Genomic DNA, 26553 nt, shown 5'->3' on the forward strand with positions numbered 1-26553 from the left:
AAAATTCGCAATCAATAGCTTCAAAAATCACCATATTATTGATTCAAGTTGTAAATTTAAAACACTTTTTCAAAAAAGTTTTGCCTTTTTTTGCTAAAAGGTGGTATTTTTTTGTCATATATTTATCCGAATTTCAATTTTAAGAGAAATTTATGAGTACTCCAAGCATTGAAAAAACACTTACGGCAAAAGAGACTTTTATTTTTAAAGATTTGATAGGCCCTCATTTTAATCCTATTTGGCATTTTCATCCCGAGTTTCAAATTTCTTACATAGCCAAAGGACAAGGAACCCGGTTTGTAGGTGATCATGTGCATAACTTTGTGGAAGGAGATTTGGTGATGACAGGTCCTAACCTACCTCATTTATGGAGGAGTTATGACCCTTATTTTGAACCGGACAGTAACCTGTCCACAAGGGGGCTGGTGATTTATTTTGATCATGATTTATTGAGCAAATCGCTCTTAGGGAGGGAGGAATTTTATACAATTAACAAACTTGTTGAAAATTCTTTTAGGGGTATAGAGTTTTATGGGGCAACCCCCGGCAAAATTTATAAACTACTGATGGAGATTTCCCAAGAGAAGGGGTTTAAGAGAATTCTAAAACTACTTGAAATATTGGACATTTTGGCCCATTGTGCCGATTACTCATTATTGTCCAGCCCTAGTTACGTAAACTCCTTTAAAGGAGGTGATTCTGAAAAAATGAGTATGGTATACGATTATGTCATGAGTAATTTTAGGGAAAAGATCGCTTTGGACGAAGTAGCGGACATGTTGAATATGACCACTTCTTCCTTCTGTAGATATTTCAAGCCAAGAGCCAACAAAACCTTTACAAGGTTTGTAAACGAAATACGAATTGGACATGCCCGAAAGTTACTCTTGGAAGACAATTTTAATATTTCACAAATCAGCTACGAATGTGGTTTTAATGCCCTGTCCAATTTTAATAGACAATTCAAGGCAATTACAGGTTTGAGCCCCCATGAATACAGGAATATGTTCTTAAATATGCAAAACAACGAAAACGATTGAGATGAAAAATAAGGGTGGTCTTTGATAAAATATAGGAACTCTATAAAATTGTTAAACTTTAGATTTGTAAAATTCCCTTAGTTTAGAATAACCATTAAACTTGTTAGGTCAAGGTTCGTGATTTCAGTCCAAGGGAGATTGAAGAAACTGAGACTTTTCAAACGTAATTTTTTATGAAAATAGGAATGAACATGCTTCTTTGGACCAACCATGTTACTGAAGAGCATTTTGGAATAATAGATACTTTAAAGGAAACAGGTTTTAATGGCATAGAGCTATTTTTAGGGGAGGGTGAGGAGCCCCACTACACCAAGCTGGGCAACCATTTTACGGATATTGACATGGGAGTGACAGCTGTAGGTTCCTTATCCCCTGAGCAGAATATTGCAAGTGACAACAAAAGCTATCGTGAGGCGGGTCTGGAAAGGTTAAAATGGACCATAGATGTTGCGGCGGCTGCCAACGTGGAGGTCATTTGCGGTCCATTTCATTCCACTTTTGCATTCTTTACAAGAAAGCCGCCTACCATGGACGAAAAGAAGTGGAGTGCAGAGATGCTTCGCAAAGCAGCCGAATATGCATCTGGGTCAAACATAATTTTGGCGCCGGAGGCCGTCAATAGATTTGAGTGTTACCTGTATAATACCATGCAAGATTTAAAGACCATGGTAGAATTGGTGGATCATCCCAATTTGGGAGCTATGTATGATACACATCACTCCAATATTGAAGAAAAAAATCAAGAACAGGCTATAAAGACCATTGCACCCTACCTTAAACATGTTCACATAAGTGAAAATGATAGAGGTACTCCTGGCAGTGGTCAAGTTGATTTTAATTCGGCATTCAAAGGATTACGGGATATTAATTATGACGGTTGGCTTACCATAGAAGCGTTTAGTACCGTTATTCCAGAATTTGCCAATGCTATCAATGTTTGGAGGGATTATTCCCCTTCAGAGGAAATTTACACCAAGGGCTTCCAACTGATTAAGGAAGGAATGAAAAAATAATACAAACCAAAACCAAAATATACCATGAAGAAGTTATTACCCCTTTTTATATGCATTCTTATGTTCGCCTGTAAGGAGGAAAAAAAAGAACAGGCCCAAGTAGATGAACAGGAAGAGGTAAATGATGGTCCTATTCAATGGCTCACATTTAATGGGGAAACTAATGGAAAAAATGTAGTTCTCATTTCAGGGGATGAAGAATATAGGTCAGAGGAGTCTATGCCACAATTGGCAAAAATTTTGGCTGAACATCATGGTTTTAATTGTACGGTCCTTTTTGCTCAAGACCCTGAACAGCCAGGGTTGGTCAATGCCAATTATGTGAATCATATCCCGGGGCTGGAAGCTCTTGATGACGCCGATTTAATGATAATTTCGACCCGTTTTAGAGCTCTTCCAGATGAGCAAATGAAACATATTGATAATTACCTAATGGCTGGTAAGCCGGTTATAGGTCTAAGAACGGCCACCCACGCCTTTAATTTTAAGGAGGAGGACGTGTCTTCCTATAAGCACTATGGCAACTATTATGAGGGAGAGAAAACCGAATGGGAAGGCGGTTTTGGTAGGTTGGTGTTAGGTGAAAACTGGAGGTTTCACCATGGACATCATAAACATCAAAGTACATTGGGTGTTGTTGTGGATGAGGCTAAATCCACAGGTCTTCTCAACGGAATTTCTGACGGGGACGTTTGGGCCTCTGCAGACGTATATGGTGTTCGATTGCCCTTACCGGGAGATTCCCAACCTGTGGTCTTGGGAAAGGTAATGGACCGCAAGGGAGAATTTGATGAAAATGATATGTTTTTTGGGATGAAACCTTCGGATGATGAGGTAGCCAAAACAAATAATAACGGAGACGATGTGAGTGCTCCTCTAATGCCCGTTGCTTGGACTAAAAGTTATCAACTTCCGGGAGGCAAGAAAGGTAAATCCTTTACTTCAACAGCTTTTTCTGCAGTTGATTTGACCATTGAGGGCACACGAAGACTGGTAGTAAACGCTGCCTTTTGGGCTCTTGACCTACCGGTTCCAAATAATGCTAAAGTGGATATAGTGGGCAGTTATAAGCCAACACAGTTTGAGTTTAGAAAGGATGAATATTGGCCACAAACCAACTTAAGGGTAGAAGACCTAAAATAAAATGGTAAATGGGTGTCAAGCTACGTATTGTAAATCGTTTGCTAATACTAAATTGCCTTGTTTTTGCTTTTTCCTGTAGCGAAAAAATAGAGAGGGAAGTAAAAGAAGTAAAACCAAATGTATTGTTCATTTTGGTTGACGATTTGGGTTTGAAGGACCTAAGTGTTACGGGAAGTTCTTTTTATGAAACCCCAAATGTCGATTCCATTGCAAAAGACGGCATGGAATTCACACAAGGGTATGCCGCAAGTAGGGTTTGCAGCCCATCGCGAGCCAGTATCATGACGGGTAAATTTACTGCAAGACATGGCATTACAGATTGGATAGGTGCCAAAACCGGTACAGCTTGGCGGGAGCACGGGCGACATGATCAATTATTGCCGGCTGAATATGTTCATGCGCTGCCAAAAGAAGATATTTCCATTGCTGAAGCCTTCAAGGTCAATGGCTATAGAACCTTTTTTTCAGGAAAATGGCACTTGGGCGATAAAGGAAACTATCCTGAAGACCACGGTTTTGATATTAATGTTGCAGGTTGGGACAAAGGAAGCCCAATGGGAGGTTATTTCTCACCTTGGAACAACCCTAAGCTCCCCATTAAAAAGGATGGCGAAAATCTTTCGATGAGACTTGCACGGGAGACAGCGGATTTCATAGGGCAAAATAAAGACGTCCCATTTTTTGCATTTCTATCCTTCTATGCGGTCCACGGGCCCATTCAAACTACGCAACCAAAATGGAAAAAATATAGGGATAAGGCCCATAAGCAAGGGATAGCTAAGGAGGGGTACGAAATGGAAAGGGTATTGCCCATTAGAACAGTTCAAGATAACCCCATTTATGCAGGCTTGGTTGAAAGTATGGATGACGCCGTGGGAGTGGTTTTGGAATCACTCAAAACTAACGGTGTAGCTGATAATACTATTGTGGTTTTCACTTCAGACAATGGAGGGGTGGCTTCAGGAGATGCCTTCTCCACTTCAAATTTACCGCTAAGAGGGGGTAAGGGGTACCAGTGGGAAGGAGGGATTAGAGAACCTTTTTTCATAAAGGTACCGTGGTTGGCAATCAAAAGCAAGAAAAGTGATTTCCCTGTTACCGGAGCCGATTTTTTCCCAACCCTTTTGGATTTAGCTCAATTGGAACAGTTGCCTGATCAGCACAAAGACGGGGTGAGCCTTAAACCTATTTTAGAAGGAAAAACACTCAACCTAGAACGTCCCCTATATTGGCATTATCCCCATTATGGCAATCAAGGAGGAAACCCATCCTCCATCATACGGTTGGGAGATTGGAAGTTGATTCATTACTGGGAAAACGATTTTGAAGAACTTTATAATTTGAGGGAAGATCCTAGCGAACAAAATAATGTCATAGGGCAGCATAAGAAAGTGGCACAAAAGTTAAGTAGTCAACTTTTAAACTGGTTGAAAGAGGTAGGTGCCCGACTACCTGAGAAAGACAAAGAGTATAATGCAAATTTGGCGGCCAAGCGCCATCAAAATATGGTGAAAGAAAAAATGCCAGCGTTGGAGAAACAACGAATGGATTTCTTATCCGAAGATTTTCAACCAAATGCGGATTGGTGGGGAAGCATGATTACAGAAGATTAATTTAACAACCATTAAAATTCCTAAAACTTTGAAATCGTTTTTTTACTTAATCACAGTTTTACCTCTACTATTTCTAAGTTGTAAAGAGGAATCTAAACTATCAACTGATTCAAAAGAGGTGTCCAAACCCAATTTTGTATTCCTTTTTGCGGATGACCAAACTTTTGAGAGTATCAATGCCTTGGGGTTTGATGAAGTGTATACGCCTAATCTGGATCGATTGGTGAACAATGGCTCTTCCTTTAGCCATGCCTATAATATGGGCGGTTGGAACGGGGCTATATGCGTAGCTTCTAGAGCAATGATTATTTCCGGTTCCTATATTTGGAACGCCCAAGAGAAAAGCCAAAAATGGGGACAAGGTGATTCCCTTGCAATGAACCAGACATGGAGTCGTTTATTGGAAAAGGAAGGATATGATACTTATATGACCGGGAAATGGCATGTTGAGGCTCCGGCAAAAACCATATTCAACGATGCAAGGCATATTAGGCCCGGAATGCCAGGGGATAGAAGAGGTGAACTGGGAGCCGCAATTAAGAAATGGAAAGAAGAATCCGGGGATATGAAGGATTGGAATGATTATATGCCCATTGGTTATGGCAGACCAACTGGTCCGGAAGATAAGGATTGGTCTCCTACGGATACCCTTCAAGGTGGTTTTTGGGAAGGTGGTACCCATTGGAGTGAGGTCGTAAAGAACGATGCGCTTTCCTTTTTGGACATTGCCAAGGACAAGGACAATCCGTTTTTCATGTACCTGGCTTTTAATGCAACCCATGATCCAAGGCAGGCTCCACAACGTTTTATGGACATGTACCCATTGGAAAATATTAGGGTTCCCGAGAATTTCCTGCCGGAATATCCTTGGAAAGAAGAGATAGGAAACGAGCCCGGGCTAAGGGACGAGGCGCTGGCCCCTTTCCCAAGAACGGAATATGCAGTAAAGGTGCATCGTCAAGAATACTATGCGCTTATAAGCCATATGGATGAGCAAATCGGAAAAATTTTGGATGCCTTGGAAGCAAGCGGAAAAATGGACAATACTTATATCTTTTTTGGAGCCGATCATGGACTATCCGTAGGGCATCATGGATTGATAGGTAAACAAAGTCTGTTTGACCATAGCGTACGTATTCCCATGATGGTCATGGGTCCCAATGTGCCCAAAGGAAAGGTATTTGATCAAGATGTTTACCTTCAGGATATCATGGCCACTACTTTAGAGTTGGCAGAGGTTAAAAAACCGGACTATGTTCAGTTCCATAGTTTTATGGATGTGCTCCAGGGCGATAATACAAAAGGTCATTATTCAGATGGGGTCTATGGCGCTTACACTCAGGTTCAGCGTATGATCAGGAAGGATGGTTATAAGTTATTGGTATTTCCCACGATGGAAAAGGTGCTTCTATTCGATATGAAAAACGACCCCAATGAAATGAATGATTTGTCATCGAGCAAAGAATATTCTAAAAAAGTTGAAAGTTTGTTATCTGATTTGATAGAACTTCAAAAGAAGTACAATGACCCTTTATCCCTTAAATCCATATTGGATAAAGTAAAAATAGAATCTTAAAGTTATGAGGTGTATCGTCTTTTTTATTATGCTTAGCCTGTTTGGCTGTATTGAAGTTGATAAACCAAATAAAACAGAAACTCTAAAACCTAATATACTGTTTATACTGGTAGATGACTTAGGTAAGGAATGGATAAGTGCTTATGGTGCCGAAGATATTGAAACCCCGAATATAGATGCACTAGCAAAAAAGGGAATTAAATTTCATAATGCTTATTCAATGCCACAATGCACCCCTTCGAGAGTAACCCTATTGACCGGACAGTATCCGTTTAGACATGGTTGGGTGAATCACTGGGACGTACCACGCTGGGGAGGAGGAGCGCATTTTGATGAAAAATTGAATCCCTCCCTAGTCAAAAAACTTAGAGATCAGGGCTATAGAACTTGTGTCGCCGGTAAATGGCAAATTGACGACTTTCGAGTAGAACCTGATGCGCTCGTTAAAGTAGGATTTGATGATTTTTGTATGTGGACCGGTTACGAAGCGGGAATCAAAGCGAGTGCTGAACGATATTGGAACCCCTATGTTTTTACAAAAGATGGGAGTAAGACCTATAAAGATGCTTTTGGCCCTGATGTTTTTCGTGATTTTATAATTGATTTCTTAAAGGAAGATACAGTAAAGCCAAGTTTTGTATACTACCCAATGGTCTTGACCCATACTCCCTTTGTAAACACCCCTGATGAAACGGCCGATGATAAGATCGGTAAACACAAGGCCATGGTGCGGTACACCGATAAGATTTTGGGCCAGTTAATTCAATCCCTAAAAGAAAATAATATTTTCCAGAATACCCTGATTGTTTTTACAACCGATAACGGAACCACTAAGACTATTACCGGCGGTTACAAGGGGCGAAAGGTAAGAGGGGGCAAAGCTACCACTGCTGAAGCAGGAATTTGTCAGCCTTTTATAGTAAGCTGGCCTAAAAATATTAAAGGTGGGCAAGAATCCAACGCCCTGGTAGATTTTACTGATTTACTACCAACTTTTATTGACGTAGCAGGTGGTGCGCCGGATGTAGATGGTAAGCATGTAATTGATGGAAAGTCTTTTAAGAGCGTTTTGTTAGAAGGTAGGGATACTTCTCGAGAATGGATTTTAGGTATGGGCGGGGGCAACTTTGCTCGCCTTACCGAAAACGGAGTGGAAAACCAATACAAATTTAGAGATAGAGTTTTAAGGAACAGAGAATACAAGTTATACCTTGATTCTAAGGGTGAAGTAATGAAGTTCTATGATTTAGAAGCAGACCCATTTGAAGAGAATAATATAATTGAAGAGTTAAATACTAAAGCTAGAATTACCAATTTTAATATGTTGAAAAGCGTTGCCGAATCTTTTCCGGATAAGGACAATGACCCTAAATACAATCCTAATCCCGGTCAAGATTGGGATGTTAATATTACCGCAAAAAGCGATTTCTGGAAGTTATAGTTCAACTCGAACAAAAAGTTAAGCCCTATATTTTGACTTATAAACAACATTGGCCACCAAGCCTGAAACAATCAAGAGAATTCCTATGAGGCTGTACATAGTGTATACTTCTCCCAACCACAGAAAGCCTAATATACCGGTAAACAAAACCTCTAGGTATTTTAATGGGGCCACTAAATTGTTGGCTCCAATTTGAAACGCCTTGGTCATAAAATATTGACCAATAAACCCAAATACACCTAAAACCATAAAAAGGGCCCAATCGAGACCAACGGGGTTTTTCCAATAGGGTATGGCCATTAATCCTCCAAATACCGTGGCTGTCAACATAAAATAGTTGATAATGATTAGAGAATGGTCTTGAGTGCCTATTTTACTTATGCTTATATATACCAGTCCGGTAATTACCGCCGCCGCTAGAATCAGCGTCAATCCTATATTGTTGACGTTAGTGTCTAGGCCCTTGAGTATAACAACACCGGTAAAGGATATTAGAAAAAAGAACCATTGAGGTAGCTTTATTTTTTCCCTTAGGAAATAAATGGCGAAAATGGCGGAGAAAATAGGGGCTAGATATCTAAGTGAAACCGCAGTTGCAGCTGAAAGATATTTCATTGAAGCAAAGAATAGGGTCATGGATAGGGTACCGGTAAGTGCCCTGAATATCAATAGTTTTTTCTTGTTCCCTAAAATTGGCAGCTTCATTTTATAAATTAATGCCATTGTGATAATCAAGGAGCCCAATCCCCTAAAGAAAACAACTTGGTATACATCATACTTCAGCAAGTGTTTTACCATAGTGTTCATTATGGTAAAAGCAAGTGTACCAAGGGTCATATACAGCAAAACTTTTTTTAATATCATGAATTTGTGTTCTATATCCTGTTTAAAATAAAATATCCAACCCGAGGTACGGGTTGGATATCAAATATTACTAATGAATATTAAAAAGATTAAACCCCTGGTAGGTCTCCCTCTCCTTTTAAAGGAAGTGAAGAGCTGCCCATTAGATATTTATCCACGTGGTGAGCTGCTTGCCTTCCTTCGGAAATAGCCCAAACAATAAGGGACTGCCCTCTTCTTTGGTCTCCAGCGGCAAATACACCGGGTACATTTGTCTTGTAATCATTTTCAGATGCCTCAATGTTGGTTCTAGCGTCATGCTTGATGCCCAATTGATCAGAAATAGTAGTTTCCGAACCGGTAAATCCGAGGGCCAATAAGGCTAATTCACATTTCCACTCTTTTTCTGTGCCTTCAACCTCAATTAATTGTGGTCTTTGGCCGGGAACTGTTTTCCATTCCACACGAACGGTTTTAAGTGCGGTAAGTTTTCCATTTTCATCGGTTATAAACTCCTTGGTGTTGATCAACCAATTACGTTCTACCCCTTCTTTGTGGGAGCTGGATGTTTTTAGCTGTAAGGGCCAATAGGGCCAAGGTGTGCTTGGTGACCTGTCTCCCGGGGGTTTGGGCATAATTTCAAAATTCACCACGGATTTGGCACCATGTCTATTTGAGGTTCCAATACAATCTGAACCAGTATCACCCCCACCAATAACAATTACATTCTTATCGGTTGCCATTACTTGGTTTTCTACCTTTTTTCCTAGAACCACTTTGGTCTGCTGGGTTAGAAAATCCATTGCCTGAACCACACCATCCGCATCAATACCGGGAATAGGTAATGATCTTCTTTTTGTAGCGCCTCCGGCTAAAACAACCGCATCATAACCCTTAATTTCCTCCACAGGAACATTTTCACCTACATGGGAGTTGACTTTAAACTGAATTCCTTCTTCTTTTAGGATATCCACCCTACGGTCAATAATGCTTTTTTCCATTTTAAAGTTTGGAATTCCATAACGCAAAAGCCCACCGATTTCATCGTCCCTTTCGTATACCGTTACCAGATGCCCAGCTCTGTTCAACTGCTGTGCAGCCGCCAAACCGGCAGGTCCTGAGCCTACAATGGCAACTGTTTTTCCCGTACGTTTTTTGGGAGGAACAGCTTTGATCCAACCTTCGGAAAAGGCCTTTTCAACAATGTTTTTCTCTATATTTTCAATGGATACGGGGTCTTCAATAATTCCCAATACACAAGACTGTTCGCAAGGTGCAGGGCATAACCTACCCGTAAATTCAGGAAAATTATTGGTAGAATGAAGAATAAGGGACGCCTTATGCCATTCTCCTTGGTGAACCATATGGTTAAAGTCAGGAATCAGATTCCCAAGCGGGCATCCACTATGGCAAAAGGGAATACCGCAATCCATACATCTGGAGCCTTGTAAACCTATTTCTTTTTCATTCATAGGTATAGTGAACTCCTTGTAGTGGCCAACTCTTTCTTTTACAGGTGTATAAGCCTCATCCTGTCTTTCGTATTCTTTAAATCCGGTAATCTTTCCCATAATTATGCTATCTGTAATTCTTCAACCATTGGTTCTTCGTTGGCAATACGCTCAAGTGCAGCCTTATATTCCCTTGGCATTACTTTCACAAACTTTTTCAAATTTTCTTCCCAATTTTCAAGAACCTCTTTTCCTCTGTTACTACTTGTATAAAGAACATGATTTTCAATCAAGCCCTTCAATTCTTCTTTGTCTTCTTCTGTAAGTGGATCAAAGTCGACTGTTTCTTCGTTGCAAAGTCCGTTTTTGAACAAGCCTTTTTCATCAAAGACGTAGGCGTAACCGCCGCTCATACCAGCTGCAAAGTTTCTTCCTGTTTTACCTAGAATAACGACTTTACCTCCGGTCATGTACTCACAGCCATGGTCTCCAACTCCTTCTACTACGGCAGTGGCCCCTGAGTTTCTAACGGCAAATCGTTCTCCGGCAATACCGTTGATGTAAGCCTGGCCTTTAACCGCCCCAAAAAGGCAAACATTACCCACAATTATATTTTCCTCCGCCTTGAAATCCGCGGCTTCTGGTTTTTTTACAATAATCTTTGCTCCAGAAAGCCCTTTACCAAGGTAGTCATTAGAATTTCCATGGATGGTGTATGTGATACCGTTAGCACCAAAAACCCCAAAACTCTGGCCGGCAGAACCGGTGAAAGTTAAATTAAGGGTGTCGTCCGGTAGACCCAAATGTCCGTAAATTTTGGATATTTCGTTCGAAACGATTGCTCCTACGGAACGGTCCGTATTATTTATTTTGTAGTCCAAAGAAGTTACCACCTTTCTGAAGATGGCCATGTGAGCATCTTTCAAAATTTGAAAATCAATTACTTCATCCAGATTATGATCCTGTTTTTCTGTATTTCTTAGAACAAGGTTTTCGTAACCTTCCGGTTGGTATAAAATTCCGGAAAGGTCAAGTCCTTTCGCCTTGTAATGGTCCAATACCTTTCTTGCATTTAATTTGTTGGCCTGACCAATCATTTCGTCCATGGTTCTAAAACCAAGTTGCGCCATAATGGACCTAAGCTCATTTGCAACAAAATAGAAGAAGTTGATTACGTGTTCCGGCGTACCCTTAAAGTTCTTTCTTAGCTCTTTATCCTGAGTAGCAATACCTACGGGACACGTATTTAAATGACATTTACGCATCATAATACAACCAGAAGCTACAAGAGGAGCCGTTGCAAAACCAAATTCTTCCGCACCCAGTAGGGCAGCAATTGCCACATCCCTACCAGTTTTCATTTGGCCATCGCATTCTACCACGATTCTAGACCTAAGATTATTGAGAACGAGAGTTTGCTGTGCTTCGGCAAGACCAAGCTCCCATGGTAAGCCCGCGTGCTTTAATGAGGTGAGGGGAGAAGCTCCCGTTCCTCCATCGTATCCGGAGATAAGAACTACATCTGCCTTGGCTTTTGCAACACCGGCTGCAATAGTACCAACACCAACCTCGGAAACCAGTTTTACATTGACCCGCGCTTCTCTGTTGGCATTTTTAAGGTCATAGATCAATTGGGCCAAATCCTCAATAGAATAAATATCATGATGAGGTGGAGGTGAAACCAAACCTACAAAAGGAGTGGAGTTTCTTGCCGAGGCTATCCAAGGTAATACCTTATGACCAGGAAGTTGCCCTCCTTCACCAGGCTTGGCGCCTTGTGCCATTTTTATCTGAATTTCCTTCGCAGAAGATAAATAATGCGATGTTACCCCAAACCTACCAGAAGCAACCTGTTTGATGGCGGAGTTCTTATTATCTCCGTTGGCATCTGGTTGAAAACGTCTTCTGTCTTCACCACCTTCACCGGAGTTGGACTTACCGCCCAAACGGTTCATGGCAATGGCCAGATTTTCGTGTGCTTCCCTGGAAATGGAACCGTAAGACATTGCGCCTGTTTTAAAACGCTTTACAATCTCCGTCCATGGCTCTACTTCCTCCAGAGGAATAGGGTCTAGGTTACTAAACTCGAACAAGCCCCTAATGGTAAGCATTCGCTTAGACTGGTCATTAATGGCCTGTGCATAGATATCATATGATTTTTGGTCACTTAACCTAACGGATTGCTGTAGTTTTGCAATAGTGGTCGGGTTAAACATATGCCTTTCACCATGACGTCTCCATCTATATTCCCCACCAATATTTAAGGCGAGATTTTTGTCAATTTTAGTCTCCGGATAGGCATTTTTGTACCTATGGTTAATTTCTTTTTCAATTTCGTACAATCCCACACCTTCAATTCTTGAGGTAGTATAAGGGAAATATTTCTCCACGAAATCTGAGTTGAATCCTACGATTTCAAAAATTTGAGAACCTCTATAGGAATGTAAGGTAGAAATACCAATTTTATTCATGATCTTAAGAAGACCCTTTCCTATGGCTTTGTTGAAATTGTTTACGGCAACCTGCTCTTCAAGCTCTATAAAGCCATCCTTCACCTGTTGTCTAATAATTTCATTAACCATGTACGGATTAATGGCCGAAGCTCCATAACCGAACAAAGTGGCAAAATGATGTGGTTCCCGAGGTTCCGCGGATTCTATAATAATATCAAAGTAGGAACGCTTTCTTAACCTGTTCATTTGGTGATGAACAAAGGAGCATGCCAACAGACAAGGGATGGGGGCTAAACCTTTTTTGGCTCCCCTATCAGAAAGAATGATAATATTCACACCTTTTTCAACAGCATCGGTAACTTGCTCAATAATTTGGTCCAGACCTTCTTCCAAACCGTTCATTCCGCGCTCTACTTCATAGAGCATACCAATAGTTTCCGCCTTAAACCCGCTAATTCCTATACTTCTGATTTTTTCCAAATCGTCATTGGAAATAACCGGATTTTGGATTCTAAGTTTGGAACATTGCTCTGGAGTAATGTCAAAAATATTCTTATCGTGACCAAGTGCTAGACTGATATCCGTAACCACTTCTTCCCTAATACCATCTAACGGAGGGTTGGTAACTTGGGCAAACAATTGCTTAAAGTAATTGGGAAGTAATTGTGGTAAATCTGAAAGTACCGCAATAGGAGTATCGATACCCATGGATCCCAAAGCTTCTTTTCCGTTTTGGGCCATTGGCACAATTACTTCTTGAATGTCTTCAATAGTATAGTTGTAAAGTCTTTGCCTTGTGTTTACATCAATGGTTTCAATAGGGCAGGTATCATTGGTGTAATCTACATCTTTAAGTTGCAAACTTTTTTCCTTCAACCATTTACGGTAAGGTCTTTCCGAAACTATTTTTGCTTTTATTTCTTCATCGTCTATGATGCGACCTTCATTCATGTCCACCAGGAACATTTTTCCTGGTTCCAATCTACCGTGATACGCAATATCTGAAGGGTCCAGGTCCACTACACCAACTTCAGAAGACATAATCAACTTTCCGCTTTTGGTAACCGTATATCTTGAAGGTCTAAGTCCATTACGGTCTAGTAGTGCCCCAATATAATCCCCATCTGTAAAGGGTACGGAGGCTGGTCCGTCCCAAGGTTCCATAATACAGGAATTGTATTCATAGAAAGCCTTTCTTTCATCAGACATAGTAGCATGTTTCTCCCAAGCTTCCGGAATGGTCATCATCATTACCTCTGGTAGCGAACGCCCTGTTAGGGTCAATAATTCCACGGACATGTCCATGGAGGCCGAATCTGATTTTCCAGGTAGGATAATAGGAAATAGTTTTTCCATATCCTCTCCAAAAATTTCAGACTTCATAATTTCTTCACGAACCCGCATTCTGGAAACGTTTCCTCTTAAGGTATTGATTTCCCCATTTTGACATAAAAACCTAAAAGGTTGTGCCAGCTCCCATGAAGGCATGGTGTTGGTTGAGAACCTCTGGTGTACCAACGCCAGTCTTGTTACAAGGTCCGGTTGTTGCAAATCCGTAAAATAAGGCCCAATATCTTCGGGCATGATGATACCCTTATATATTAAGGTTGTGTTGGAGAGACTACATACATAGAAATAATCTGCCAAAGAGATTTTAGATTTTCTAATATTGTGTTCGGCTATTTTTCTGGCAGCATAGAGCTTAGCCTTAAATACGTTTTCCTCAAGATCTTCTTGAGCAATAAAAACTTGTTGGATGAGAGGTTCGGAAGCGGCCGCAATTTCCCCTAATTGTGAAGAATCCACAGGAACTGTTCTCCAGCCCAGAATTTTCAGGCCTTGATTTTTTATTTCTTTTTCAAAAGTTTCCTTACAGTAAATAAATTGGTTTCCGTTTTTTGGAAAGAAAACCATACCTACGGCATATTGGCGTTGCTCAGGTAATTGAAAATCACAGACTCTTTTAAAATAATCATGCGGTATATCAATTAACAATCCTGCACCATCACCCGTTCTTCCATCTGCACTTACCCCTCCACGGTGTTCCAATTTCACAAGAATTTCAAGGGCATCGTGAATAATCTGGTTAGACTTTTCTCCCTTTAAATTACAAATGAATCCGGCACCGCAGTTTTCGTGCTCAAATTCCGGTAGGTACATACCTTGTCTCTTCATCGTCATATATTATCGTATTTCCTCAAAAATAACTTTTTTGATGCATTATTAATAGTGATTTTGGGGTAATCGAATAAAAATCCAACGTTTTGAATTAAACGTTAAATAATGTTTAAATATGGATTATCCACCCCCTAAAATTATCAGAATGGTAAATTTAGCTCAAAAGAGTTGGCTTTTAAAGTTTTTGAGGGGTGTGCTTGTCTAGAATTGTTCTTTTGTAACATATTGCCCTAAAATTATTAGGGTTATAATTTTTGAGATGTAGGTTAATGAGTAAAACACCCTCCTGTTGTGAGGGTGGGTAATTAAGAATCACTTTGTTTTGTCGCTAATTTCTGAGAATTGACCTTGAAATTACAATTTTCTGTATCTCTGAAGTACCTTCGTAGATCTGTGTGATTTTTGCGTCTCGCATGAGTCTTTCAACATGGTATTCCTTTACAAATCCGTTTCCTCCATGAATCTGCACGGCCTCAACCGAAGTTTCCATGGCTACTTGAGATGCGTAAAGTTTGGCCATTGCACCTGATAAATCATAGTTTTTTCCTTGATCTTTGTCCCAAGCGGCTTTGTATACCAGGTGTCTCGCTGCTTCTATTTGGGTATGCATATCTGCTAGTTTAAAGGCAATGGCTTGATGATTGGCTATTTCCGTTCCAAAAGCCTTCCTTTCTTTGGAGTATTTTAGAGCAAGTTCGTAAGCCCCTGCAGCTATACCAAGTGCTTGGGCAGCAATCCCAATACGCCCACCGGAGAGGGTTTTCATTGCAAATTTAAAACCAAAGCCGTCATCGCCTATTCTGTTTTCTTTAGGGACCTTAACATCATTAAAGTTTAAGGAATGCGTGTCGCTTCCTCTTATACCCAGCTTATTTTCTTTTGGGCCAATCTCAAACCCGGGCATGCCCTTTTCAACAATGAGCGCGTTGATTCCCTTGTGACCTTTTTCGCGATCTGTTTGAGCAATTACCAAATATACCTCGGCAGTACCTCCATTGGTAATCCAGTTTTTGGTTCCGTTTAGAATATAATGGTCGCCATGGTCAATGGCCGTGGTCTTTTGTGAAGTAGCGTCACTGCCCGCTTCAGGTTCAGATAGGCAAAATGCCCCTATAATTTCACCGGACGCTAGCCTGCTTAAATACTTTTCTTTGTGCTCTTTGGAGCCAAAGGTTTCCAATCCCCAACAAACCAAGGAATTGTTTACGGAAACCACCACAGAGGTAGAGGCATCGACCTTTGAAAGTTCTTCCATGGCAATTACATAAGAAAGGGTGTCCATTCCGCTGCCGTTGTATTCTGGGTCTGTCATCATTCCCATAAATCCAAGCTCGCCTAATTTTTTGATTTGTTCTTTGGGAAAAATTTGATTTTCGTCTCGTTCGATTACGCCGGGCAAAAGTTCATTTTGAGCAAAATCCCTTGCTGCTTGGCGAATCATTTCATGCTCTTCGGAAAGTGAAAAATCCATAGTTGTTGTTGAGTTTTAGGGGGTTGTAAAACTTGTGTTGAGACACTGGTATTGCGGGTATTTTTTACCCTGCTTTGAAATATACTGCTTTTTTAACAGTATTTGTTAAATATACGGAATACGCTGGCAAATTTTTATATTTGTCGGGCATCAATAAGAAATTGATTAAAAGAAAAATTATGAGACAGCATTAGCCCCGCAAGGGGGGATTTAAATTTTGGTTTCGCACGTTGATAATCAATATACATTGTCTTATAATTTTAAATCAATTAAATGAAAGAATTACTTCAAACCTACGAAAATAAATCGCCTGAAATTGTCTTTAACTGGAAGGACTCCTTAACCGAAGCTGAGGGGTGGACGGTTATTAATTCCCTTCGTGGCGGAGCTGCAGGAGGGGGCACAAGGATGCGGGAAGGCTTGGATATGAACGAGGTGCTGTCCTTGGCCAAGACTATGGAAGTAAAATTTACTGTATCGGGTCCACCCATTGGTGGGGCCAAGTCAGGCATAAACTTTGATCCCAATGACCCTCGAAAGAAAGGAGTTTTGGAAAGATGGTACCATGCCGTTTCCCCGCTTTTAAAAAGTTATTACGGAACCGGAGGGGATTTGAATGTGGATGAAATTCACGAAGTAATACCTATTACCGAAGATGCGGGGGTTTGGCATCCTCAAGAAGGTGTTTTTAATGGGCACTTTAGACCTACCGAAGCAGATAAAATTAACCGTATAGGCCAATTGCGGCTTGGGGTTATAAAACCTATAGAAAACAATACGTATTCGCCAGATACATCAAGAAAATATACGGTGGCCGATATGGTTACTGGATTCGGCGTTGCAGAAGCGGTACGTCATTATTATGATATCTACGGGGGCACGGTAGAAGGGAAACGTGCTGTTGTGCAAGGTTTTGGAAACGTTGGTGCTGCGGCAGCCTATTATTTGGCCCAAATGGGAGCAAAAGTGGTTGGAATTATTGACCGCGCAGGCGGCTTGATAAAGGAAGACGGTTTTTCTTTTGAGGAAATTAGGGCTCTTTATTTGAATAAGAAAGGCAATACCTTAAACCCGGTAGCGGGAGAACTATTGCCTTTTGAAGAGATAAACGAACGAATATGGAATTTGCCCACAGAGATTTTTGCACCATGTGCAGCCTCACGCCTCATAACCAAGCAGCAGATAGAATCTATGATTCAAAGTGGTTTGGAAGTAGTCTCCTGCGGAGCCAACGTCCCATTTGCGGACAAGGAAATATTCTTTGGTCCTATTATGGAATATGCAGACGGCAAAGTAAGTCTTATCCCGGATTTTATCTCTAATTGTGGTATGGCTCGAGTTTTTGCATACTTTATGGAAAAACGTGTGGCAATGGATGATGAAATGATATTTAATGATACCTCCAATACCATTAGGAAGGCAATTTTAAATATCTTTAGCCAAAATCCTTCGCCAAAAAATATAAGTAGAACAGCATTTGAAATTGCACTAAAACAACTAATATAAACCAAATAGAAAATGGAAACAATTCTCATCATTGTATTTATTGTGGGTTATCTGGCGATAACCATGGAACATAACCTAAAAATTGATAAACTCATACCCGCATTGGCAATGATGGCCCTGTTATGGGCGATAATCGCCTTGACACACATGGATGTGTTTGAGGTGAACACGGCGCTAAAGGAATTGGAGCCTACTCATATTGATGAAATATTGCTGCATCATTTAGGTAAAACCGCCGAAATTCTGGTATTCCTTTTAGGTGCCATGACTATTGTAGAAATCATAGATTATTTTGATGGTTTCGCCACCATCAAAGGCTATATCAGAACTAAGAGTAAGCGAAAGCTGTTGTGGCTGTTTGCTATTTTGGCATTTGTGTTGTCCGCTATTATCGATAACCTTACGGCTACCATTGTATTGGTTACTATCCTTCAAAAGGTCATTAAGGAACGCGATACCAGATTGTGGTTTGCCGGTTTGGTAATCATCGCCGCAAATGCTGGTGGGGCGTGGTCGCCCATTGGAGACGTTACCACTACGATGCTATGGATCGGTAATAAGGTAACTGCACCTTTATTGGTGGAACATGTGCTTCTTCCTTCTATTGTTTGTATGGTGGTACCTGTTTTACTTGCTAGTAGGTTTTCAGCTTTTAGCGGAGAAATTGTGACCGATGTAGAGGCTGAGGAAGAGCCAAAATCCAAATATGGTTCAATTATGTTGTATTTAGGGTTGGGCGCCATTGTATTTGTACCCTTCTTTAAGACCATTACCCATTTGCCTCCGTATGTGGGTATGATGCTTTCCTTGGCCGTTGTAGCAACCTTTGCCGAGATTTATAGTAATTCTAAATTCAGTCTTTCCACAGTAGATGGTGAGGGGCATGATACCCAAGGGCATCACAGTCCCGTTCATGCATCCTTATCTAAAATCGAGATGCCAAGTATTCTCTTTTTCTTAGGGATTTTAATGGCTGTTGCAGCCTTGGAGTCACTAGGTATGCTATTCCATTTTGCGGAAAGTTTAGAAGCTAACTTGCCAATGATGGGAACCGAATCTAAAGGTGAGTTGGTCTCGGATTTGGTAGTACTGATATTAGGTATAGGATCGGCCGTGATTGATAATGTTCCTTTAGTGGCAGCGAGTATGGGAATGTTCTCAGTTCCTGTAGATGACCCGGTTTGGCACTTTATCGCTTATTCTGCCGGTACAGGTGGTAGTATGTTGATTATTGGATCTGCTGCTGGAGTTGTTGCCATGGGAATGGAGAAAATTGATTTCTTTTGGTATTTGAAGAAGATTGCTTGGTTGGCATTTGTTGGATTTATCTCAGGAGCGATTGTTTTTGTGCTGATAAGAAATTTTATCCTACACGCATAATTTAATCGACAAAACATCGTTATAGAGGCAACTGTAATAACTAAGAATTCTATGATGCTATTTCAAGATGCGGCACAAGACCCCGCAATTGGTGATGCTATGTCTGAGGAGAAGACCTTGTCTGTAATAGATTTGATCTTTAATGGAGGTACGGGTAGTGTATTGATAATCACTGTGCTGTTTATTCTTCTCTTTGTGGCATTGTATATTTATTTTGAAAGATTGTTTGCAATTAAGGCGGCTTCCAAAATCGATAAGAATTTCATGAATCAAATCAGGGACCATGTTACCAATGGTAAGTTGGAAGCGGCTAAACTGCTATGTGCCCAGACAGATTCACCGGTAGCAAGATTAACCGAAAAAGGGGTTTCCAGAATTGGAAAACCCTTGGACGATATCAATACCGCCATTGAAAATGCCGGTACCTTGGAGGTTTATAAGTTGGAAAAAAATGTAAGTATACTTGCAACTGTTGCCGGTGCCGCTCCTATGATCGGTTTCTTGGGAACGGTAATCGGTATGATTTTGGCTTTTCATGAAATGGCTACAAGTGGCGGACAGGCAGAAATGGGTTCTTTGGCTTCAGGTATTTATACGGCCATGACTACTACAGTTGCAGGTCTTATTGTTGGTATTATAGCTTATATTGGATATAATCACTTGGTGAACCGTACTGATAAAGTAGTTCATAAAATGGAGGCCAATGCGGTAGAATTCTTGGATTTGTTGAACGAACCATTATAATTCGGCGGTATGAAGTTAAGGGGTAGAAATAAGGTAAGTCCTGATTTTAGCATGTCTTCAATGACAGATATTGTATTTCTGTTGTTGATATTCTTTATGCTAACCGCAAATTCTCCCAATGCCCTGGATTTATTACTGCCAAAGGCAAAAGGGAAATCTACCAACACACAGAATGTTTCCGTGAGTATTGATAAGAACTTACAATACTTTGTCAATAATGAACGGATCAACGGAGAATACATTGAAATTGAACTAAAAAAAGCACTGGAAGGGCAAGATAAACCTACAATTATCCTAAGGGCAGAAGAAAGCGTGGCCATTAAAGAGGCCGTAAACGTTATGGATATTGCCAATAGGAACAATTACAAGGTTATCTTGGCCGTGCGACCCAATTAATGTTCTTTCTAGACACGAGACACAAGAAGAAATCCTTTACGCTTACCACTTTTCTGCTAAGCGTGCTCCTACTTGTTATGTTTTATATTGGTCTTACCTATATGGATCCTCCTGAGGAGAATGGTATTACCGTAAATTTTGGAACGATGGAATTTGGCAGTGGAAACGTTCAGCCAAAAGAACCTATTCGCTCCGAACCTTTGGATACGCCTCCCGTTGAACCAACAGAACAAGAACAGGTTGTGGAAGAAGAGGTAATTGAAGAGGTAGCCGAAGAAGTACCGGAAGAAGCCATAGCAGAGGAAGCCCCTGCCGAAAAAGTCTTGACGCAAGATAACGAGGAAGCGATTCGTATGAAGAAAGCGGAGGAGGCTAAAAGAAAGGCTGAAGAGGCTGAAAAGCAAGCTAAAAACAAGGCAGCCGAGGCGGAGGCACGTAAAAAGGCCGAAGCGGAAAGAAAAGCTCGTGAGAAAAGGGAAGCTGAAGAAAAAGCCAGACAAGAACAAGAAGCGAAAAAGAAAAAATTGGATGCTCTTATAGGCGGTATCAGTAAATCTGAGGGAACCGCTTCGGGAAGTGAAGGGGATGATAGTAGGGCCGGAGATAAAGGTCAGCCGGGTGGTGACCCATATGCGACCAGCTATTATGGTGCACCAGGTTCCGGTAGTGGAACAGGTGGTTACGGGTTGAACGGACGCTCTTTAGTTAGCAAAGGCCAAGTAAAACAAGAGTGTAATGAAGAGGGTAGGGTAGTGGTTAAAATAGTGGTAGACCGTAATGGGAATGTGGTTAGCGCCACTCCGGGTGTCAAAGGTACCACCAATAACAGCCCTTGTCTTTTGGATCCCGCCAAAAAAACGGCCTTCAAGCATAAATGGAATCTCGATTCCAATGCACCCAGTCAACAAGTAGGTTTTGTAGTGGTGAACTTTAAATTGGGAGAGTGACCTATCAGGAGACCCTAGATTGGATGTTTGCGCAACTTCCAATGTATCAAAATCAGGGAACAAAAGCTTTTAATGCAAAACTAGAGGGAGTCTTATCCTTTTCTGATTACCTTGGTAATCCCCACACAGCTTTTAAAAGCATCCATGTGGCCGGTACCAATGGTAAGGGCTCTAGCAGTCACATGATAGCCTCCATACTTCAGGAGGCAGGTTATAAAGTTGGGTTGTACACATCGCCTCATTTAAAGGATTTCAGAGAACGTATTCGAATTAATGGGAACCCCGTTACAAAACAATTTGTGATTGATTTTATTGGTCGTAACCAGCCGTTTTTTGAAAATAAGCATTTATCCTTTTTTGAAATGACCGTGGGTATGGCATTTGATTATTTTGCTAAGGAAAAGGTAGATGTGGCAGTAATTGAAGTAGGGTTGGGAGGTAGGCTCGATTCCACAAATATCATTACTCCTTTAGTGTCCCTTATTACCAATATTGGCTATGATCATACAGATATGTTGGGCGATACATTGGAAAAGATAGCCTATGAAAAGGCAGGTATTATTAAAGAAGGAGTTCCGGTGGTAATCAGTGAGTTTCAAGAAGAAACCCGACCTGTTTTTGAAAAGGTGGCCAAAGACCGAAAGTCTCCTATTGTTTTTGCCGAAGAGTTAAAGTTACCCGATTACCGCACCTCCCTTCTTGGGGATTATCAAACCAAAAATATTAAGGGGGTGTTGGCCGTAGTTAAAATTTTAAAGGACACTCTCAAAATATCCGAAGCGCATATTAAAAACGGACTCGCAAGAGTTACAGAGAATACCGGGTTAATGGGGCGCTGGCAGGTTCTTTCGCAAGAGCCTATGGTCGTATGCGATACGGCACATAATAAGGAGGGACTAAGTATCATCATGAAGCAGATTGCAAAATACTCTTATAGTCATTTACACATGGTAATGGGTTTTGTGAAGGGAAAGGATTTAAACGGCATTCTTCCTTTACTACCCAAAAATGCCACCTATTATTGGTGTCGCCCTAATTTGGAAAGGGGACTTCCCGTGGACGAATTATTTACTCAATCTTTGAACTACAATTTAAATGGGAAGAAATTTTTATCTGTAGAAGATGCTTTTAATGATGCGGTAAGTTCTGCGAAAAACATTGATTTTGTGTACGTTGGAGGAAGTACTTTTACGGTAGCTGAAATTCTTTAAATTTTATTCTTTTTTTTCTTTGGGAATCAATAAAAGCATTTTATATTTGCACACCTTTTTAGGGCAATTAGCTCAGTTGGTTCAGAGCACCTCGTTTACACCGAGGGGGTCGGGGGTTCGAATCCCTCATTGCCCACCAGAAAAACCGGACTTTTTAAAGTCCGGTTTTTTTATTTTCTGGGCTTCTGTTTTTTAGTTTTCTCCCAAAATAACGTCTATATTTTCATTGGTTTTCGATAGTTCTGCGGCTTTTTCTTTGGACACCTGAGTTCCCCAGAGATACACCCTTTTTAAGCCAGCCATTTGTTTTAATGTCTCAATACTGCTATCGGTAACACCCTCATTATTATAGAGGTTTAGAGCTTCTAAGTGATTAAGGTTTTTTAATTGCGTTACTCCGGCATCCCCTACCGCTGTTTTTTCTAACTGAAGACGGGTCAAATTTTTAAATTTTCCCACTTCTGAGAGCATTTCGTTAGAGATATTGGTGTTGCCCAACGATAGCCAAGTGATATGGTCTTTAATGGGTTCTAACGAGTTTATTAACTCCGAACTTAGTTCGTTTCCTGAGTACTTAACATCCAAAAGATTGTTATCACCACCCAAAGATTTGATGGTAAATCCTTTTTTCGAAATATCAACTATGGCAAGGCTGTCTGCTGGTTGAACACTTACCTTTTCATAATAGGGTTTTGGGCTGGTGTCAATTCCGTAGGTACGTAAAAAAATTGCTGACATATCTTCGGAAATGTTCAATTGACTCAGTCTTCCGTCAAAATCTGCACCTTGGTCAATCCACCATTCCACCGTTTTAATCTCATCGTAGGATAACACTTTGTTCGTTGGGGGCATGAATTTTACACTGCTTTGTGGCAAGGTAATTCGCTTAAACAATTCGCTTTGCCCAACATTACCACCTTTAATGACCACTTCGTTATTGCCAATTTGCATCATAGAATCAGGATGGCTCATATTGAGCCCTCCGCGTTTGATATCGTCATTATGACAGGCAAAGCATTTTTCCTTAAAAATGGGTTCTATCAAATCGGCATATACCCTTATCGAATCTGTATTTAAGCTTAGTAGCTTTGTGTTATCAGCAGCCTCTTTTTGTAAAATTCTTTTTAAAGGATCTGGAGCGTATTCCGCCAGATAGGTCTCTCCATGGGTAAGATTGCCTCCTTTATGGCCTTCAACGGACAGAAGCACCAACAGTACTACATTAAAGGTGTGATGCACCCAAGTAGGAATAGTTTTTGGTTTTCTTTTGATCCACCATCCTGCTAAGGCGATAAAAATAAGAGCGATACCCAACCACCGGTGAGAAAATAATAACTCTTCTTCATAAAGCCCGGTTTCCCCCAAATACCACCCCGTTACGGCAGCACCCAGAGCACTCAGTGCGCCCAATAGCCAAGCAAACGGAATTAAACTACTCTCCAAGTCCTGCTTTGTAAAGCGCCTATACCACTCAAGTGCTATGGCCAATATCAAAAACCCGATGGGTAGATGTACAAATAGAGGGTGGAACCGGCCCAGAAACGTTGTGAATTCTAACGCAATCATAAAATAGCTGTTTCCGGATTAAACCCTATTTAGTTTAATAGGGTAGGTTTTACCAGAGTTCCATTGAGGTACATATAGGTTGCCATCGTTACCTACCAGCACATCATGAGGGTTTTTAAAGGTTTTTCCATCGTAGGTAGGCTCTGCAAGAATTCCTGAACTATAATCGGGGGCGCTCCCTCCGGGTAGCGAAACAATTTTGTTGTTCGAATCCAGAACGGCAATCATACCGTCATAGGTATCCCATGTTTTAGTGACGATTACCGCGAAATAGATGTTTTCGCCGTGAATCACCGGCCTGCATATTGAGCATCCTGGTAGTTTGATGGTCTCCAAATGTTCGCCATCAAGTGTAAATCTTTTGAATTCTTGACTGGCGCGTGACGTAATCAACAGGGTTGGGTTCGAGGCATCACGCGTGTCTAAGGTGATACCGTGACAGCAGTTAAATTTGTCTTCCCCGCTTCCTTTGCCACCAAAATGGTTCAAATAATTTCCATCGGCATCGTAGTGAATAATATAATTTTCGCCATACCCGTCGGCAATATAAAATTCTCCATTCGGCAAAATAGTGGTTTCAGTAGGTTTGAATTGGTCGTCAGAAGTGTAGCCTTCTACTTCTTTAGGGCGGTCCAAAGTCATGATGGTCTTACCGTCGATACTGGTTTTGGTGACTCTGTGTGAATCGGGGTCCGTAATGAACAAAAATTGGTCACTGTTTTCTCCCATAATAGATAAGCCGTGAGCACCTGGAAAAGTAGTTCCCCATGATTCCAAAACTTTACCTGATTTGTCATAAACAAGAACGTTGTTGTTATTGGCTCCTGTAGTAGTCATTAAAATTCTACCTTTACTGTCCATAACCATTTCATGGCAATCGTTCACAGGAATTTTGGTCGGGTCTTGAATACCCCATTCTTGGTCTACCCTATATTGAAAATCTCCATGACCGACCAGAGCACCTTTTTTCTTTTTATGGATGATACCAAATGTATAGGAGGGAGCCATTAGACTAGCACCGGAAACAATACCAGTAGCTTTTATAAAATTTCTTCTTGAGTTTTGAGCGGATTTCATTTTTATGATAGTTTGGATTAAGCTAATATTTCTTTTACGACATGGCCGTGTACATCTGTGAGTCTAAATCTACGACCTTGAAATTTAAAGGTTAATTTTTCATGGTCGATACCCAATAAATGCATAAGGGTGGCCTGAAAATCATGAACATGCACAGGGCGTTCGGTTACGTTGTAGCCAAAATCATCCGTAGCGCCTAGAGTAAAGCCTTTTTTGATTCCGGCCCCGGCCATAAAAATAGTAAAACACTTGGGGTGATGGTCACGCCCGAAATTATCTGGGGTAAGCTTTCCTTGCGAGTAGTTGGTTCTTCCAAACTCTCCTCCCCAAATAACGAGAGTGTCCTCTAACATTCCCCGTTGTTTTAAATCTTTGATCAAGGCGGCGGTGGCCTGGTCGGTATCTTTACACTGCACTTTGATGGCATTTGGAAGATTACCATGTTGGTCCCAACCTTGATGATAAAGCTGAATAAATTTTACGTCCCTTTCGGCCAATCGGCGAGCTAAAATACAGTTGGCGGCAAAAGTGCCGGGCTTTCTGCTGTCTTCACCGTACATGTCATAAATATAATCGGGTTCGTCTTTTGTATCCATTATTTCCGGCACAGACGTCTGCATTCTAAAGGCCATTTCATATTGGGACATTCTGGCCAAAATTTCAGGGTCACCAATATCTTGATGATTCATTTGTTCCAATTTTTGAAGTTGGTCCAGTTGTTCGCGTCTACTTTTTTCGGTGATACCAGGTGGATTGTTCAAATATAGCACTGGGGCTTTTCCGGCCCTAAACTGGACTCCTTGGTGTTGGGAAGGCAAAAAACCGTTGCCCCATAACCGGGAATAAAGAGGTTGACCGTATTTATCCTTTGTGACCAACACCACAAACTCCGGAAGGTTTTTATTATCGGTGCCGAGACCGTAACTCACCCAAGATCCAATAGAAGGCCTTCCCGGAAGCTGTGATCCGGTTTGTAAAAAGGTAATGGCCGGATCATGGTTAATAGCCTCCGTGTACATGGATTTTATAAAACAGAGTTCATCTACGATTTTGGAGGTATGGGGCATTAAATCACTCATCCAAGCACCACTATCGCCGTGTTGTTTAAAGTTGAAAATGGTGCCAGCCAATGGTAAAGTAGCTTGGCCTGATGACATCCCTGTAAGCCGTTGTTCCCCTTGTATACTTTTAGGTAAATCTTGCCCCTGCATTTTATTCAGAAGGGGTTTATAGTCAAAAAGGTCTAGCTGAGAAGGCGCCCCACTTTGAAATAGATAAATCACCCGTTTCACTTTAGGCGGAAAATGCGGAGTGCCCAAGGCACCGCCGTTCAGCGACGGGGAGGTCAACGATGTTTGGTTACCGAACAAATTCATTGGGTCGAGCATCGACGCCAATGAAAGCGCTCCCATACCCAAACTTGTTTTGGTAAGAAAGTCTCGTCTTGAGTAATTTTTATTTTCGTGGTGTGTACACATGTTTGGATTAGTTTTTAATCGGGTTT

The 26553-nt window shown here is 41.0% G+C and carries 19 protein-coding genes and 1 tRNA gene; 13 read left to right on the forward strand and 7 right to left on the reverse strand.

The genetic code is table 11. From position 1 onward, the window contains the following. Positions 1-152 precede the first annotated feature (152 nt). The 6 genes from BIZ36_RS08245 (at position 153) to BIZ36_RS08270 (ending at position 7826) form a co-directional block, all read left to right on the forward strand. Complete coding sequence (locus BIZ36_RS08245) at positions 153-1040, forward strand: AraC family transcriptional regulator (RefSeq protein WP_187457416.1); 888 nt, start codon at positions 153-155, stop codon at positions 1038-1040. 173 nt (positions 1041-1213) lie between these two features. Beyond that, on the forward strand, positions 1214-2053 hold the full coding sequence (locus BIZ36_RS08250) for a sugar phosphate isomerase/epimerase family protein (RefSeq protein ID WP_187457417.1): 840 nt from the start codon (positions 1214-1216) through the stop codon (positions 2051-2053). A 24-nt stretch (positions 2054-2077) separates the two neighbouring features. Further along, the gene (locus BIZ36_RS08255; RefSeq protein ID WP_187457418.1) at positions 2078-3196 is read left to right on the forward strand and encodes a ThuA domain-containing protein; all 1119 of its coding nucleotides are present in this window, start codon (positions 2078-2080) and stop codon (positions 3194-3196) included. An 8-nt stretch (positions 3197-3204) separates the two neighbouring features. After that, positions 3205-4809: a sulfatase gene (locus BIZ36_RS08260; protein ID WP_187457419.1), complete on the forward strand. Its 1605-nt coding sequence runs from the start codon at positions 3205-3207 to the stop codon at positions 4807-4809. 28 nt (positions 4810-4837) lie between these two features. Then, a complete protein-coding gene (locus BIZ36_RS08265) occupies positions 4838-6385 on the forward strand; it encodes a sulfatase family protein (RefSeq protein ID WP_187457420.1) in 1548 nt (515 codons plus the stop codon). A gap of 4 nt (positions 6386-6389) precedes the next feature. After that, positions 6390-7826 (forward strand): sulfatase family protein, encoded by a 1437-nt coding sequence (locus BIZ36_RS08270; protein ID WP_187457421.1) that lies wholly within the window; start codon positions 6390-6392, stop codon positions 7824-7826. Positions 7827-7844: 18 nt separating this feature from the next. Here the strand turns inward: BIZ36_RS08270 and BIZ36_RS08275 are convergent, their stop codons facing one another. The 4 genes from BIZ36_RS08275 to BIZ36_RS08290 all read right to left on the reverse strand — a co-directional run bounded on the left by BIZ36_RS08275 (position 7845) and on the right by BIZ36_RS08290 (position 16222). Further along, positions 7845-8690 carry a DMT family transporter gene (locus tag BIZ36_RS08275; RefSeq protein WP_187457422.1) on the reverse strand — a complete coding sequence of 282 codons (846 nt, stop codon included), beginning with the start codon at positions 8688-8690 and terminating at the stop codon, positions 7845-7847. 89 nt (positions 8691-8779) lie between these two features. Beyond that, positions 8780-10240 carry a glutamate synthase subunit beta gene (locus tag BIZ36_RS08280; protein WP_187457423.1) on the reverse strand — a complete coding sequence of 487 codons (1461 nt, stop codon included), beginning with the start codon at positions 10238-10240 and terminating at the stop codon, positions 8780-8782. Between the two features lie 2 nt (positions 10241-10242). After that, positions 10243-14748, reverse strand: a complete 4506-nt coding sequence (gene gltB / locus BIZ36_RS08285) for a glutamate synthase large subunit (protein ID WP_187457424.1) — start codon at positions 14746-14748, stop codon at positions 10243-10245. Between the two features lie 331 nt (positions 14749-15079). Continuing rightward, complete coding sequence (locus tag BIZ36_RS08290) at positions 15080-16222, reverse strand: acyl-CoA dehydrogenase (RefSeq protein WP_187457425.1); 1143 nt, start codon at positions 16220-16222, stop codon at positions 15080-15082. 273 nt (positions 16223-16495) lie between these two features. Here BIZ36_RS08290 and BIZ36_RS08295 point away from each other — a divergent pair, with 273 nt between their 5' ends. The 7 genes from BIZ36_RS08295 (at position 16496) to BIZ36_RS08325 (ending at position 22545) form a co-directional block, all read left to right on the forward strand. Further along, positions 16496-17728, forward strand: coding sequence for a Glu/Leu/Phe/Val dehydrogenase dimerization domain-containing protein (locus BIZ36_RS08295; protein WP_187457426.1), 1233 nt, complete (start codon positions 16496-16498; stop codon positions 17726-17728). A gap of 12 nt (positions 17729-17740) precedes the next feature. Continuing rightward, on the forward strand, positions 17741-19108 hold the full coding sequence (nhaD, locus tag BIZ36_RS08300) for a sodium:proton antiporter NhaD (protein ID WP_187457427.1): 1368 nt from the start codon (positions 17741-17743) through the stop codon (positions 19106-19108). 51 nt (positions 19109-19159) lie between these two features. Beyond that, positions 19160-19852, forward strand: a complete 693-nt coding sequence (locus BIZ36_RS08305) for a MotA/TolQ/ExbB proton channel family protein (RefSeq protein ID WP_187457428.1) — start codon at positions 19160-19162, stop codon at positions 19850-19852. 9 nt (positions 19853-19861) lie between these two features. Next, positions 19862-20248 carry an ExbD/TolR family protein gene (locus BIZ36_RS08310; protein ID WP_187457429.1) on the forward strand — a complete coding sequence of 129 codons (387 nt, stop codon included), beginning with the start codon at positions 19862-19864 and terminating at the stop codon, positions 20246-20248. Then, entirely contained in the window at positions 20248-21195 is a 948-nt protein-coding gene (locus BIZ36_RS08315; protein WP_187457430.1) for an energy transducer TonB, read from the forward strand. Before BIZ36_RS08310 ends, BIZ36_RS08315 begins: the two co-directional genes overlap by 1 nt. Then, positions 21192-22406 carry a bifunctional folylpolyglutamate synthase/dihydrofolate synthase gene (locus BIZ36_RS08320; protein ID WP_187457431.1) on the forward strand — a complete coding sequence of 405 codons (1215 nt, stop codon included), beginning with the start codon at positions 21192-21194 and terminating at the stop codon, positions 22404-22406. Before BIZ36_RS08315 ends, BIZ36_RS08320 begins: the two co-directional genes overlap by 4 nt. A 61-nt stretch (positions 22407-22467) precedes the next feature. Further along, positions 22468-22545, forward strand: a tRNA-Val gene (locus BIZ36_RS08325). Positions 22546-22598: 53 nt separating this feature from the next. Here the strand turns inward: BIZ36_RS08325 and BIZ36_RS08330 are convergent. From BIZ36_RS08330 to BIZ36_RS08340, 3 genes are read right to left on the reverse strand one after another with little or no spacing between them, the layout of a single operon-like run. Next, a complete protein-coding gene (locus BIZ36_RS08330; RefSeq protein ID WP_187457432.1) occupies positions 22599-23972 on the reverse strand; it encodes a c-type cytochrome domain-containing protein in 1374 nt (457 codons plus the stop codon). Between the two features lie 18 nt (positions 23973-23990). Further along, positions 23991-25049: an NHL repeat-containing protein gene (locus BIZ36_RS08335; RefSeq protein WP_187457433.1), complete on the reverse strand. Its 1059-nt coding sequence runs from the start codon at positions 25047-25049 to the stop codon at positions 23991-23993. Positions 25050-25066: 17 nt separating this feature from the next. Continuing rightward, positions 25067-26527 (reverse strand): DUF1501 domain-containing protein, encoded by a 1461-nt coding sequence (locus BIZ36_RS08340; protein WP_222937315.1) that lies wholly within the window; start codon positions 26525-26527, stop codon positions 25067-25069. Positions 26528-26553: the final 26 nt, after the last annotated feature.

It is taken from the genome of Cytophaga sp. FL35 (assembly GCF_014349235.1).
In the GTDB taxonomy this organism is placed as follows: domain Bacteria; phylum Bacteroidota; class Bacteroidia; order Flavobacteriales; family Flavobacteriaceae; genus Euzebyella.